The following is a 13732-nucleotide window of genomic DNA, read 5'->3' as shown; positions in this document are numbered from 1 at the left end:
GGTTTGTGAATCTATTAATATCGTACTTTATAATATATGCGATGTGAATCGAATTTTGTCATTAAAAATTTGTCTAAAAATCAACAAAAATACTGAAAATTTTAAATAATGTCATTATAATAGATAATAGAATACATAGGAGGGGGATGTAAAGTATGAAAGTGGAAACGCTTCCTGTCATTAAAGGAGAAAATAATTTGCCGAATTATGAAGAGGCATACGCGAATTTTAACTGGGAAGAGGTTAATAAAAATTTTACTTGGAATGAAACAAGAAGAGTAAATATGGCGTATGAGGCAATTGATAAGCATGCGAAATCCGATCGAAAGAATAAAGTAGCACTTTATTATCAAGATGGATCGCGAAAAGAGAAATATACGTTTAAGGAAATGAAGGATTTTTCTAATAAAGCAGGAAATGTCCTGAAAAACTATGGCGATGTTGAGAAAGGCGATCGCGTTTTTATTTTTATGCCGCGTTCCCCAGAATTATATTTCGCACTTTTAGGTGCAGTGAAATTAGGGGCAATTGTTGGACCATTATTTGAAGCATTTATGGAAGGCGCAGTTCGCGATCGTTTAGAAGATAGCGAAGCGAAGGTGTTAATTACAACTCCTGAATTGTTAGAGCGCATACCATTAAATGATTTACCTGCTTTAAAAACAGTCTTCCTTGTTGGAGACAATGCAGAAGAAGGCGGTAAAACTGTAGCGTTCAATCCTTTATTTGAACAAGCTTCAAAAGAATTACATATCGAGTGGTTAGGCCGTGAAGACGGTTTAATTCTACATTACACATCTGGTTCTACTGGTAAGCCAAAAGGCGTCCTTCATGCGCAAAACGCAATGGTTCAGCACTATCAAACAGCGAAATGGGTATTAGATTTAAAAGAAGATGATGTATATTGGTGTACAGCTGACCCAGGCTGGGTAACTGGAACAGCTTACGGTATTTTTGCACCGTGGTTAGTGGGAGCATCAAATGTTATTTTAGGCGGGAGATTTAGTCCGGAAGCGTGGTATGAAGCACTGCAAGATTACGGTGTAACGGTTTGGTATAGCGCGCCAACAGCGTTCCGTATGTTAATGGGAGCTGGACAAGACGCAATTAAAAAATATGATTTATCACAAGTGCGTCACGTATTAAGTGTTGGTGAGCCATTAAATCCAGAAGTAATTCGCTGGGGTATGAGCGCATTTGGACTTCGTATTCATGATACGTGGTGGATGACAGAAACAGGTGGACAAGTTATTTGTAACTATCCTTGTATGGAAATCCGTCCAGGTTCAATGGGGAAACCAATTCCAGGTGTGAAAGCAGCGATTGTTGATAATGAAGGAAATGAAGTGCCTCCATACACAATGGGGAACTTAGCAATTGGTAAAGGTTGGCCATCTATGATGCGTGCGGTTTGGAATAACCCGCAAAAATATGATTCTTACTTTATGCCGGGAGATTGGTACGTATCAGGTGACTCTGCTTATATGGATGAAGACGGATACTTCTGGTTCCAAGGACGTATTGACGATGTAATTATGACGTCAGGTGAGCGCGTTGGTCCATTTGAAGTAGAAAGTAAATTAATCGAGCACGCTGCTGTTGCAGAAGCTGGTGTAATTGGTATTCCTGATCCAGTGCGCGGAGAAATCATTAAAGCATTTATCGCGCTTCGAGCAGGATACGAACCATCTGATGAATTAAAAGAAGAGATTCGTCAATTTGTAAAGAAAGGCCTAGCAGCTCATGCAGCGCCAAGACAAATTGAATTTAGAGATAAATTACCGAAAACGAGAAGTGGTAAAATTATGCGACGCGTATTAAAAGCGTGGGAGCTAAACTTACCAACAGGTGACTTATCAACGATGGAAGATTAAGAAGGAAGGGTCTGAACAAGTAATATGTTCAGACCTTTCTTTTTTTATGGTATCATAAACTTATACATACGAGTTAAAGGGGAGAAAGAAATGAAAACAGAAAAAGAAAAGATGATACTTGGGGAAATGTACATACCAGCTGATCCTGTTTTGATTCAAGAGAGGGAGCAAGCTCGTATATTAACGAGAAAATTAAATGAAACGCCAGAAGTACAATTAAAAGAGCGTAGCGAAATCGTAAAAGAACTATTCGGAACGACAGGAGATAACATTCATCTTGAATCTTCTTTTAGATGTGATTACGGTTATAACATTCACGTTGGTGAAAACTTTTACGCAAACTTTGATTGTACAATTTTAGACGTGTGTCCGGTGACAATCGGAGTGAACTGTATGTTAGCTCCAGGTGTTCACATTTATACAGCAACACACCCGCTTGACCCAGTAGAGCGTATAAGCGGATCAGAATATGGAAAAGCAGTTACAATTGGCGATAACGTATGGATTGGCGGAAGAGCTATCATTAATCCGGGCGTAACAATTGGAGACAATGCAGTCATCGCATCTGGCGCTGTTGTAACGAAAGATGTGCCAGGTAATGTAGTAGTTGGCGGGAATCCTGCAAGAATCATAAAAAAAATAAAATAATATTTGAACGAAGCGCCTTCCTCGTCTGTATACATTTATGAAAGAATAGATGAGGGAGGCTTTTTTATGTCTAATAAATTGATGCTGACTTTTGCTTTAATTGGAATTATAGTTGTGTTTTCTTGTGGTATGTTATTACCTATGCCAATTGGATTTAAAATTTCAATGATTACATTTGGGATTATTATGATTGTTATTTTTTCAATCCTTATTCCGTTGGATAAGAAGTATATTGTACGAAAAAATGGAAATAAAATTGATTTTACAAAAACAAAAATATATTTTCGTTGGAATGTATTTGATACAATTTCGGTCTGTCTTGCAGTGTATGCATGTATATGTGTGCTGGCGTTAAATATTTTAGTTTCAACCGGCCATACGATTCAAAACCCATATGTTCAATTTTTTACGAATCAGTCACAAGCATGGGTCATTGTCGCAAGTGTATATTTAATTTCCCGTATTTCATTAACGTTAAAAGGAATAAAGGAGATCAAAAAAAATGGCGCAGATTGGGATTGAGGAGGAGCTCATGCTTGCGTACCAAAATGGAGATAAGCAAGCTGGAGAAAAACTATATGTTTTAATCAAACCAGCGCTATATACATTTTTGTATCGATTTAATCGTGATGAACAACTGAGTATAGATCTCGTTCAAGATACGTTTTTGACTCTAGAGCGTAAGAAACATATGTATGAAACCCGAAAAGGAAAAATTAAAACGTATTTATTTCAAATCGGTTACCGTCTTATGATTAATAAATTAAATAGAAGAAAAAAGTGGCGTTCGCTCTTACCGTTTTTAGTACCAATGCAAGAGGTAGAGTTTTCCCACGAAGACCGGCTTACGGTAAGAGAAGCAATTTTGAAAGTTCCTGAAGAACAGCGAGCGGTCCTGATTCTTTCTTATTATCATGATATGCAGCAAAAAGAAATTGCAGAGGTACTAGATATTCCTGTTGGAACAGTGAAGTCGAGACTTCATAACGGGATAAAGAAATTGAAACAATTGCTGGAGGTGGATGAAATTGAGCGAAAATCCTTTTAAGAATGAATATAAATTAAAGCAGCATTTAGATAGCGATCATGTAGAAATACCGGATTTTCCAAAAACGGTAAGCCGCTTCGAGCGATTACTTGGATTTCTTGCTTCTCCAGCGAAAGATCCTGTGGAAGCGACGATTGGGAATAATTTATCGGTTGTGTTTCATGTGTCGTTATTAGTTGGTGTTCCAGTTATTTCTCTTATTACGATATTCCTTGCGACTTTATAAAGGATTGGTGGGGAAAGAACTAATACCTCTATTTGACACGCCTATATAAATGATGGTATAAAGAAAAGTATATGAATAATTGAGCGTGGAAAGGGAGAAGTAGTGATCATTTCCCTGTTTTAGAGAGCTGATGGTCGGTGGAAATCAGCACATAGATGATCGCGAATTACGCCCCTAGAGCATCTTTTTTCGATTGAGTTATATTCAAAAGGGAAAAGACGGTGCTAAGCCGTTATGTAAATAAGGTGGTAGGCTTTTTTTGTCTGCAACTAGGGTGGTAACGCGATGATCAAAATCGTCCCTTATTTAAAGGGGCGATTTTTTTATGTTTTCAACCTTCACGCCAGTAATGAACTTAAAGGAGAGTATGTAGGATATGGGTATTTTACAAGATCTTGAATTTCGCGGTCTAATTAACCAGCAAACAGATGCTGAGGGCCTTGAGCAATTATTAGAAAAAGAAAGCGTTAAATTATACTGTGGTTTCGATCCGACAGCGGATAGCTTACACATCGGTCATATGTTACCAGTATTAATGTTACGTCGTTTCCAATTAGCTGGTCACCAACCAATCGCACTTGTTGGCGGTGGTACTGGTATGATCGGTGACCCAAGTGGTAAAAAAGCAGAGCGTACATTAAATACGAAAGATACAGTTGCTTACTACACAGAAAGCATTAAAAACCAACTTTCAAACTTCTTAGAGTTCGAAAACGTGGACAACCCAGCAACGATGGCTAACAACTATGACTGGCTTGGTAACTTAGATGTAATTTCATTCTTACGCGATATCGGTAAAAACTTCGGTTTAAACTATATGTTAGCAAAAGATACAGTAGCATCTCGTTTAGATACTGGTATTTCATTCACTGAGTTTAGTTATATGATTTTACAATCATACGACTTCTTAAACTTATACCAAAACCATAATTGCCGTCTACAAATCGGTGGTAGTGACCAATGGGGTAACATTACAGCGGGTCTTGAATTAATCCGTAAATCAGAAGAAGATGCGAAAGCATTCGGTTTAACAATTCCGCTAGTTACAAAATCTGATGGTACGAAGTTTGGTAAAACAGAGGGCGGCGCAATTTGGTTAGACCCAGAGAAAACAACTCCTTACGAGTTCTACCAATTCTGGATCAATACAGATGACCGCGATGTAGTTAAATACTTAAAATACTTCACATTCTTATCTCATGAAGAAATTCTTGAGCTTGAGAAGCAAGTAACTGAAGCACCAGAAAAACGTGCAGCACAAAAATCATTAGGATCTGAAATGACAAAACTTGTTCACGGCGAAGAAGCGTTAGAGCAAGCAATTAAAATTTCAGCTGCATTATTCAGTGGCTCTGTAGCAGAACTTACTGCAAGCGAAATCGAGCAAGGATTCAAAGACGTACCATCTGTAGAACGTACTGCAGAAGATACAGTATTAATCGACTTACTTGTAGAAAGCAAAATTTCACCATCTAAACGTCAAGCACGTGAAGATGTAACGAACGGTGCAATCTACGTAAACGGTGAGCGTACACAAGCGTTAGACTACGTTGTAACAGAAAACGACCGCATCGAAGGTAAATTCACAATCATTCGCCGCGGTAAAAAGAAATATTTCTTAATTCGTTACTAATCAGAAACGAATGTAAAACAAATAGTACCCCGAATGGTAGGCTGAAAAGTCTATCGTTCGGGGTTTTTATGTATGCATTTAAATTGCCTCATGATTTCTTTTAAATAGAATATGAAGAATTAATACGAGCATGTAAAGTAAGCTAATTAGCATAATGACAAATGCCCCGGGATAAAATTTTGCCGCATATATAAAGAAATCGATTTGATAAATATCGTCATAATGTGAAACGTACCCTTTAAAATAATTCGTAAACTTAGCGCTATATTTCCATTCATCAGGATTATCTATTAAATTACTCCCTTGATACCAACTCATAAGTGCTGAAGTAATAAAAAGCATACAGGCACTACCCAATTGAACCATTTGATTTATTGTCAAAATGAAACAACCTCCTATTTAATGGTTATTATAGCGTGCATTCGTATTCCTGTAACCTTTTTGTTGTAATCTCCTTTTCGAGTTCATACGGAAATCACATGTAAGCGGTATGATAAATGTATAACAAATAGAAAGGAGTGGTAAAACAAAATGTCACTAGAAGCGCTCATTATTTTTTCTTTGCTAAACGCTGGTCAGCTTGCAGAGAGCACGAAGGTTGATGTACATAAAGAGCAGAAAGATGCTTATGTATATGTTCAAAAAGAGGAAAATAAATAATTTTAATATATAAATAAAAGCTACCAGAGAGAAAGTTTTAGTTTCTTTGGTAGCTTTTTCTATTGAGATATAATTTGGAAGTAATGAAAAAAGGAGTAGTCTGAAAACGAAATGATTATATGTTTAAGGGAATAAGTATAACAGCATGTAATGAAGATGGATTATAAAATTTTGCACAATAAACGGAGCCAGTATTAAAGAGAATCCAATCGTTGGAATGAATAAAAGAGAAGTAAGGACGATTATCCATAACTCATGAAAAAACTTCCTTGAAGTATCTTACTATACATACGACATTTATATAAATAAAAAAAGCCCAGGCCCCTTGATAAACAAGGTTCCTAAGGCTTTTAATAATACTCTTTGCAGAGTACCGAGATTAACGAGAGTAGAACTCTACGATTAATGCTTCGTTGATTTCAGCTGCTAACTCAGAACGCTCAGCGTGACGAGTGTAAGTAGCTTCTAACTTATCAGCATCGAAAGTTAAGTATTCTGGTACGAAGTTGTTAACTTCGATCGCTTCTTTAACAACAACAAGGCTGTTAGATTTTTCGCGAACGCTGATAGTTTGGTTAGGTTTAACGCGGTAAGATGGGATATCTACGCGAGCGCCATCAACCATGATGTGACCGTGGTTTACTAATTGGCGAGCTGCACGACGAGTGCGAGCTAAGCCCATACGGTAAACTAAGTTGTCAAGACGAGCTTCAAGAAGGATCATGAAGTTTTCGCCGTGCTTACCAGGCATTTTACCTGCTTGGTCAAATGTGCGACGGAATTGACGTTCAGTCATGCCGTACATGTGACGAAGTTTTTGTTTCTCTTGTAATTGTAAACCGTATTCTGAAAGTTTCTTACGTTGGTTAGGACCGTGAGGACCTGGTGCGTAAGGGCGTTTTTCTAATTCTTTTCCTGTGCCGCTTAGAGAGATTCCAAGACGACGAGACAGTTTCCATGCTGGACCTGTATAACGAGCCATAGTTGACTCCTCCTTTAAAAATGTTTTTATTTTCGTAAAATAAAAACAGACGTAATCGATATTTACGGGTATTTTGTTTTCATGTACCTTCGCTCCAGCAGCAGGGAGTTACGAGATACACCTCCGCAGAGGAACAAAATACAAACGATAAACTCACATTACAAGGCTGCCTTTTTATTTTACACAAACGCTATTATATCTTTTACTTACAGTTTCGTCAAGAGACTCCCTTTTTGTTTTATGCAGATAAATTTTGGAAATTAACAAGAAGGAATTTAAAACAATATAAAAGAAAAGATAGAAACACAAATAAAACGCTTACATAAAATGTAGTAAAGACGTTCATCAGATTTTTCCTGGTGGATATGTGCAAATAAAGACATAAGGGGGATGTTTTTATGAAAAAGAAACATATAGAGACAGCATTAATTCATCACGGATATGAATCAAATGAAAATAAAGGGAGTTTAACACCACCTTTATTTCAAACTTCTACATTTACGTTTGAGACAGCACAGCAAGGAGAAGCGAGTTTTGCGGGAGAAGATCCATCTTATATTTATTCAAGGCTTGGGAATCCAACTGTGAAATTATTTGAAGAACGTATGGCTGTTTTAGAAGGTGGAGAGGAAGCGCTGGCGTTCGGTTCAGGTATGGCAGCCATTTCAGCAACGTTAATCGGTTTTCTAAAGGCTGGAGATCATATTATTTGTTCAAATGGATTATATGGATGTACTTACGGTTTTTTAGAAGTATTAGAAGAGAAATTTATGATTACTCATTCGTTTTGTGATATGGAGACAGAGACTGATATTGAAAATAAAATTCGTCCAAATACAAAGCTCATTTTCGTTGAAACACCGATTAATCCAACGATGAAATTAATTGATTTAGAAAAGGTGATCGGGGTAGCGAAGCGAAATGACTTGCTTGTTATTGTCGATAATACGTTTTGTTCACCTTATTTACAAAGACCTCTTGAGCTTGGTTGTGACGCCGTCGTTCACAGTGCGACAAAATATATTGGTGGTCACGGGGATGTTGTAGCGGGTGTAACAATTTGTAGAACGAAAACGTTAGCTGACAAAATCCGTCCGATGCGAAAAGATATCGGAGGTATTATGGCACCGTTTGACGCGTGGTTATTGTTACGTGGATTAAAAACATTAGCAGTAAGAATGGATCGTCATTGTGATAATGCAGAAAAAATTGTATCGTTTTTGAAAAATCATGAAGCAGTAGAAGGTGTTTGGTATCCGGAGGGAGAACTAGCATCTCGGCAAATGAAACGAGGTGGGGGCGTTATTTCTTTTTCAATTAAAGGCGTGAAAGAGGAAACACAGTCGTTTATCAATGACCTGCATTTTATTACAATTGCCGTAAGTTTAGGTGATACAGAAACGTTAATTCAGCATCCGGCAACGATGACGCACGCTGCGATTCCAGCTGAGCTAAGACAAGAAATGGGTATTTACGATAATTTAATACGTTTATCTGTCGGTTTAGAATCATGGGAGGATATCGTTTCTGATTTAGAGCAGGCACTAAAGAAAATATCTACTGTTAGTAATCAATAAAAAAGAGTGAGCTATCGGTTTCGTACGTGATGTACTCAATCGATAACTCGCTCTTTTCTTTTTTAAATATGTTTTAGGAGTGTTTCCACAAACTTTTCTAAATAGCGCTGATCTACTTCATCAAAACGATTTTTTTCAGGGCTATCAATATCAAGTACACCAATGACAGTTCCTTCTTTCACGATCGGTACAACGATTTCTGAATTCGAAGCACTATCGCAAGCGATATGTCCTGGGAATTGGTGAACGTCTGCTACAAGCTGCGTCGTTTTTGTTTCAGCTGCAACGCCGCAAACGCCTCGTCCGAACGGAATACGCACGCAAGCGGGCATTCCTTGGAAAGGTCCAAGAACAAGCTGATTTCCTTCTGTTACATAAAAGCCAACCCAATTAACGTGATCTAAAAATTGATTTAATAGTGCGGACGCATTTGATAAGTTTGCGACTAAGTTCGGTTCGCCAGTTAATAATGCATCCAGTTGTTTAATTACTGTCTCGTATTGCTGCACGCGAGAACCTGCATAACTTTCTTTTGTAAACATGGAAACAACTCCCTTTTTATCGAGATGTGTAAAATATTAGCAAAATACGATGTATTTCACATGACTTTGTCGATAGAAAATTAAAGGAATTTGTCTTAAAAGTCAAGAAATTTAGACTATAGCTGTTCATTGAGAGGAAGTGAGCGCATGAAACAGACGAAACAAAAAGTAATTGATGCGGCAATATCGTTGTTTAATACGAAAGGTTATGATGGAACGTCGGTGCGAGAAATTGCAAAGCGAGCGGATGTGAATGTAGCGAATATTTCATATTATTTTGCTGGAAAGCAAGGGTTATTAGAACAGCTTATTACTGATTTTTTAGAAGGATATATTCACGTAATTGAAACGTCATTTGAACAGAGAGAATATTTATCGGCTAAAGATGTGATGGTGCAAATGGTGCGCGGGATTTTACGATATCAATTTGATAATAGAGAACTGACACGTTTTTTTTATAGAGAGCTTTCGCTTGATACGACATTAATTCGTGAAGTGATGACCGTTTATTTTTCTAGAGAAAGATATTATATAGAGCAAATCATTAAACAAGGACAAATGAATCAAGAATTTAAAAAGGTATCTTTTACAATGTTTATGACACAATTAAAAGGCATGATGAATATGCCGTTTTTATATCCACAATATATATCTGAGGTGCTACACTCATTTCCGTCTGAGACGTTTTTCTTAGAAATGTATACGAAGGAAATTGAGCAATGGATGGAACGAACATTATATAAAGCGAGTATGTATTATGAACTACCAAGAGCTGTTCATATGTGAAAAATCCCCACCTAACGAACTGAGGTGGGGATTTTTATATGTTGTTTTCTTTGCCATAAATTGTTGCATACTAGCGCAATAATTGTTAATGAACAGCTAATTGTATACCTAGAAATATGTGATGTAAGGAAAATGATTATGAATGTGTTTCAATGTATGGGCGCGAAACCAATAATTGCGGTTGAAACATCTTATGCAGAACCGATGATTGCGATGGTAGGAGCTGGACTTGGTATAACCTTGCTTCCGGAAACCGCTTTACAGTAACCCGTAATGCAAGGTAACGTACGTGCGATTTCTGTAGAACCACCACTAATGCGAAAGATTTATTTCGTCTCTCATATGAAAGAGAGCTCGTTATCCTGCATTAACTGCCCGTAAAAGCCTTACCTTTATTGCATTCGTTTGAGGACGGATAATGGAAAAAGTGGAATATTAAGAAATATTACAATCACATGTAAAGAAACATGAAATTTTAAAAAAAACTAGGTCAAAAACACGTCATTACATGGTATGATTAGAACATTGTTAGTTGTTAAATATAGGGGAATTCCCTTTTTATACATAATGCCTTCCATTTCATAAACGGAACGGACAAAAAAAGAGATATAACTAGGAGGCTTTTTTGCATGGATTCTATCCTGACGATCGTTATCATTGTAGTAAGCTCTATTCTAGTGCTGCTCATGATAGAGCTTGTGATAAGAAATCGTTCATATAAAGATATTGAAGCACTGGAGCAGTGGAAGCAAGAGATAAAAGATAAACCTGTGGCAGATGAACTAAAGCGGGTAAAAGATTTAAATATGACAGGTCAAACAGAAGAGCTGTTTGGTAAATGGCGTGAAGAGTGGGATGAAATTGTATCAACAACTCTTCCGAAAGCTGAAAAAGATTTAGGGCAAGCGCGAAAATTCGCCTCGCAATTCTCCTTCCGCAAAGCAAAGCATGCGATGAAAGAATCCATAAGTGGTCTAGATGACGCTGATAATCGTATTACAGACATTTTAAATGAATTACAGCAACTGTTAGAAAGCCATGAGAAAAATAGCGCGGAAATTGAAGGGTTACGTGATACATATCGTAGTATGAAAAAGAGCGTTCTTGCTCATCGACACATGTATGGAGCAGCTGAGCAAAAAATTGAAGAGATGTTAGATGTTGAATCCGAGAAGTTCAAAACTTTTGAAGAGGCAACAGATAATGGTGATTATTTAAAAGCGAGAGAAATTGTTATTAGTTTAGAAGAAGGTTTAGCAAGTTTAGAAATCGTTATTCATCAAATTCCGGATTTATTGGTAGAGTGTCAAGCGACATTACCAGTTCAGCTGGAAGATTTATTACAAGGTCATGATGATATGATAAGACAAGGCTATGTATTAGAGTATTTGGAAATCCCTAAAGAAGTCCGCGATATGACGACACAACTACACACATGTTTAATGGATATACAGGAACTTCATATAACAGAAGCTGCAGAAAAAGTAGAGAACTTAAAAACTCGTTTAGACAGTTTTTATGATCAACTTGAACAAGAAGTGCATGCGAAACATTATGTGGAGCAAAAAACACTGTCTGTTTATGAAGATTTAGAAGAAATTCGTACAGAAACAATTGAAACGAAAATAGAAACACAACTTGTGAAACAAAGTTATCAATTACAAGACAAAGATATTGAGTCACAAAAAGTAATTGAAAAGCAAATGCATATTTTAATGAAACGTTTTGAAGTGTTACAAATACGCGTTGCTGAACAAGATATTGCATTCTCTATCATTCGTGAGGAACTAGAAGAGGTTTATGAGCAATGTGAAACTTTAAAAGTACTTCATGCAGAATATAAAGAAATGCTGCAAACGATGCGCAAAGAAGAATTTGAAGCACGTGAGAAGTTACAAGAAATGCGAAATACAATTTTTGAGACGAAACGTTTTATGCAAAAGTCGAATTTACCAGGTCTTCCAGAGAGTATTATGGAAGATTTACAAAAAGGGCAAATGGCGATGCAAGCTGTATATGAGCAATTAGAAGTAAAGCCGTTAAATATGAATACTGTAAATAGCAGTTTAGAAGAAGCGTACACAGTTGTGAATGGTGTATCTGAAATGACAGAAGAATTAATTGGACAAGCTTATTTAGTTGAAAAACTAATTCAATACGGTAACCGATACCGCAGTCATGATGAGAATCTTGCAGAAAGCTTAAATTATGCGGAGAAATTATTCCGTGAATATCAATACGATGCAGCTTTAGAACAAGCGGCTTCTATATTAGAGCAACTTGAACCTGGTGTTGTTCAAAAAATAGCTGAATATGTAGACAATGAGCAAACCCTTTAATAAAGGGTTTGTTTTTTTGTGTAATTTTGAAGTCGATGTTGCTATAATGAATAGCGGAATACAGTAAGGTTGTTCGTTTCAAAATAAAGTGAAACCATAAGTGATGGGGTTTCATCCACCACTGATTATTAATCTTCACCACTCAGTATGCCTGCAAATGGCCGGGGGAAATGTACACTTTTATATAAAAACGGAACCTTTGAGTAGTCTTAGCGTAATTACACGTATTTGTGATATGATTATATGATGTGATAGCGCTGAAAGGGGAAGAACGATGATCTATTTTGATAATAGTGCGACGACGAAGCCATATCCAGAAGCGCTTCAATCGTACGTAACGGTTGCAGGGAAATATTTTGGTAATCCTTCTTCTATTCATTCGCTTGGAGGAGAGGCAGAGCGTCTATTAACACAATCGAGAACGATTGCGGCACAGCTCCTTCACGTTAAACCTGCTGAAATTATTTTCACATCAGGTGGAACGGAAGGGAATAACCTTGCGATTAAAGGGATAGCGATGAGGAATCGTTCGCGCGGCAAACATATCATTACAACAAATATTGAACACGCGTCTGTGTTTGAAGCATATAAACAATTAGAAGATCTCGGTTTTGATGTAACGTATTTACCGGTTAACGAGCACGGTGTTGTATCGGTAGAAGATGTAAAACGAGCACTTCGTGAAGATACGATTCTTGTGTCAATTATTCACGTGAACAACGAGACTGGAGCGATTCAGCCCGTTGCTGAAATTGGAACATTATTAACGAACTATCCGAAAATAAGATTCCACGTGGACCATGTACAAGGGATAGGAAAAGTACCACTTGATTTATACGCTTCTCATATTGACCTTTGTTCAATATCTGGACATAAATTTCATAGCGTAAAGGGGACAGGTCTTCTTTACGTACGTGATGGTGTAAGATTAGATCCAATCTTATCAGGTGGTCAACAAGAGCTCAAGTATCGTTCAGGTACAGAAAATTTACCTGGTATTGTAGCGATGGTGAAAGCACTTCGTATGACGATGGAACAAGTGAAAGAAAAGATAGTTCATTTGCAAAATTTACAAACAGAGCTGGTCCGTTTCTTTAAAGAGATGGAAACTGTAACGATTAATACATCACTTGAATATGCGGCACCGCACATTTTAAATGTATCATTTGTCGGTTTAAAACCAGAAGTAGTCGTTCATGCTTTAGAAGAGCATGGTGTATATGTATCGACGAAGTCTGCTTGTTCTTCAAAAGCAAATGAAGTGAGCAGAGTACTAGTGGCAATGGGAGTACCGCACGCCGCAGCTACAAGTGCGATTCGCATTAGTCTAGCACCAGACAACACGATGGAAGAAGTAAAACAATTTGAAGGTATTGTTAAAGAGACGATGCCAAAATTATATGAAGTGATGAGGTAA

14 protein-coding genes, 1 pseudogene and 1 other annotated feature are annotated in these 13732 nt (G+C 37.2%); of the genes and pseudogenes, 12 read left to right on the top strand and 3 right to left on the bottom strand.

Features of this window, described 5'->3' with window-relative positions:
* Positions 1-155: 155 nt before the first annotated feature.
* From acsA to tyrS, 6 genes are all read left to right on the top strand, one after another.
* On the top strand, positions 156-1874 hold the full coding sequence (acsA, locus tag MR155_RS16105) for an acetate--CoA ligase (protein ID WP_242310533.1): 1719 nt from the start codon (positions 156-158) through the stop codon (positions 1872-1874).
* A 90-nt stretch (positions 1875-1964) separates the two neighbouring features.
* Positions 1965-2522, top strand: a complete 558-nt coding sequence (locus tag MR155_RS16100) for a maltose acetyltransferase domain-containing protein (protein ID WP_242310531.1) — start codon at positions 1965-1967, stop codon at positions 2520-2522.
* 66 nt (positions 2523-2588) lie between these two features.
* Positions 2589-3044: a hypothetical protein gene (locus MR155_RS16095; RefSeq protein WP_098635269.1), complete on the top strand. Its 456-nt coding sequence runs from the start codon at positions 2589-2591 to the stop codon at positions 3042-3044.
* The gene (locus tag MR155_RS16090) at positions 3025-3570 is read left to right on the top strand and encodes an RNA polymerase sigma factor (RefSeq protein WP_016120899.1); all 546 of its coding nucleotides are present in this window, start codon (positions 3025-3027) and stop codon (positions 3568-3570) included. Before MR155_RS16095 ends, MR155_RS16090 begins: the two co-directional genes overlap by 20 nt.
* A complete protein-coding gene (locus tag MR155_RS16085; RefSeq protein WP_002138639.1) occupies positions 3551-3796 on the top strand; it encodes a hypothetical protein in 246 nt (81 codons plus the stop codon). Before MR155_RS16090 ends, MR155_RS16085 begins: the two co-directional genes overlap by 20 nt.
* A gap of 77 nt (positions 3797-3873) precedes the next feature.
* Positions 3874-4102, top strand: a binding site (T-box leader).
* A 70-nt stretch (positions 4103-4172) separates the two neighbouring features.
* The gene (tyrS, locus tag MR155_RS16080) at positions 4173-5429 is read left to right on the top strand and encodes a tyrosine--tRNA ligase (RefSeq protein WP_002015575.1); all 1257 of its coding nucleotides are present in this window, start codon (positions 4173-4175) and stop codon (positions 5427-5429) included.
* Positions 5430-5507: 78 nt separating this feature from the next.
* Here tyrS and MR155_RS16075 read toward each other — a convergent pair whose 3' ends face one another.
* The gene (locus MR155_RS16075; RefSeq protein ID WP_242310529.1) at positions 5508-5810 is read right to left on the bottom strand and encodes a YjdJ family protein; all 303 of its coding nucleotides are present in this window, start codon (positions 5808-5810) and stop codon (positions 5508-5510) included.
* Between the two features lie 150 nt (positions 5811-5960).
* Here MR155_RS16075 and MR155_RS16070 point away from each other — a divergent pair, with 150 nt between their 5' ends.
* On the top strand, positions 5961-6089 hold the full coding sequence (locus MR155_RS16070; protein WP_002015573.1) for a hypothetical protein: 129 nt from the start codon (positions 5961-5963) through the stop codon (positions 6087-6089).
* Between the two features lie 379 nt (positions 6090-6468).
* Here MR155_RS16070 and rpsD read toward each other — a convergent pair whose 3' ends face one another.
* The gene (rpsD, locus tag MR155_RS16065; protein ID WP_097833087.1) at positions 6469-7071 is read right to left on the bottom strand and encodes a 30S ribosomal protein S4; all 603 of its coding nucleotides are present in this window, start codon (positions 7069-7071) and stop codon (positions 6469-6471) included.
* 398 nt (positions 7072-7469) lie between these two features.
* Here rpsD and megL point away from each other — a divergent pair, with 398 nt between their 5' ends.
* Positions 7470-8648 (top strand): methionine gamma-lyase, encoded by a 1179-nt coding sequence (megL, locus tag MR155_RS16060; protein WP_219301246.1) that lies wholly within the window; start codon positions 7470-7472, stop codon positions 8646-8648.
* A 62-nt stretch (positions 8649-8710) separates the two neighbouring features.
* Here the strand turns inward: megL and MR155_RS16055 are convergent, their stop codons facing one another.
* A complete protein-coding gene (locus MR155_RS16055) occupies positions 8711-9190 on the bottom strand; it encodes a GAF domain-containing protein (RefSeq protein WP_113935740.1) in 480 nt (159 codons plus the stop codon).
* Between the two features lie 147 nt (positions 9191-9337).
* Between MR155_RS16055 and refZ the strand changes: the two genes are divergently transcribed.
* From refZ to MR155_RS16035, 4 genes and pseudogenes are all read left to right on the top strand, one after another.
* On the top strand, positions 9338-9976 hold the full coding sequence (gene refZ, locus MR155_RS16050) for a forespore capture DNA-binding protein RefZ (RefSeq protein WP_002164973.1): 639 nt from the start codon (positions 9338-9340) through the stop codon (positions 9974-9976).
* Between the two features lie 87 nt (positions 9977-10063).
* Positions 10064-10357, top strand: a pseudogene (locus MR155_RS16045) (LysR family transcriptional regulator substrate-binding protein); the annotation flags it as partial.
* A gap of 248 nt (positions 10358-10605) precedes the next feature.
* On the top strand, positions 10606-12315 hold the full coding sequence (gene ezrA, locus MR155_RS16040) for a septation ring formation regulator EzrA (RefSeq protein WP_002129414.1): 1710 nt from the start codon (positions 10606-10608) through the stop codon (positions 12313-12315).
* 274 nt (positions 12316-12589) lie between these two features.
* Positions 12590-13732 carry a cysteine desulfurase family protein gene (locus MR155_RS16035; RefSeq protein WP_215600748.1) on the top strand — a complete coding sequence of 381 codons (1143 nt, stop codon included), beginning with the start codon at positions 12590-12592 and terminating at the stop codon, positions 13730-13732.

It is taken from the genome of Bacillus cereus group sp. BfR-BA-01331, assembly GCF_022663915.1.
GTDB lineage: Bacteria > Bacillota > Bacilli > Bacillales > Bacillaceae_G > Bacillus_A > Bacillus_A mycoides.
This window is presented reverse-complemented; position numbering and strand designations above follow the sequence as displayed.

Coding starts and splice junctions, on each gene's coding strand:
- acsA (WP_242310533.1), top strand. CDS start 156: ATGAAAGTGGAAACGCTTCCTGTCATTAAAGGAGAAAATAATTTGCCG.
- MR155_RS16100 (WP_242310531.1), top strand. CDS start 1,965: ATGAAAACAGAAAAAGAAAAGATGATACTTGGGGAAATGTACATACCA.
- MR155_RS16095 (WP_098635269.1), top strand. CDS start 2,589: ATGTCTAATAAATTGATGCTGACTTTTGCTTTAATTGGAATTATAGTT.
- MR155_RS16090 (WP_016120899.1), top strand. CDS start 3,025: ATGGCGCAGATTGGGATTGAGGAGGAGCTCATGCTTGCGTACCAAAAT.
- tyrS (WP_002015575.1), top strand. CDS start 4,173: ATGGGTATTTTACAAGATCTTGAATTTCGCGGTCTAATTAACCAGCAA.
- MR155_RS16070 (WP_002015573.1), top strand. CDS start 5,961: ATGTCACTAGAAGCGCTCATTATTTTTTCTTTGCTAAACGCTGGTCAG.
- rpsD (WP_097833087.1), bottom strand. CDS start 7,071: ATGGCTCGTTATACAGGTCCAGCATGGAAACTGTCTCGTCGTCTTGGA.
- megL (WP_219301246.1), top strand. CDS start 7,470: ATGAAAAAGAAACATATAGAGACAGCATTAATTCATCACGGATATGAA.
- MR155_RS16055 (WP_113935740.1), bottom strand. CDS start 9,190: ATGTTTACAAAAGAAAGTTATGCAGGTTCTCGCGTGCAGCAATACGAG.
- refZ (WP_002164973.1), top strand. CDS start 9,338: ATGAAACAGACGAAACAAAAAGTAATTGATGCGGCAATATCGTTGTTT.
- ezrA (WP_002129414.1), top strand. CDS start 10,606: ATGGATTCTATCCTGACGATCGTTATCATTGTAGTAAGCTCTATTCTA.
- MR155_RS16035 (WP_215600748.1), top strand. CDS start 12,590: ATGATCTATTTTGATAATAGTGCGACGACGAAGCCATATCCAGAAGCG.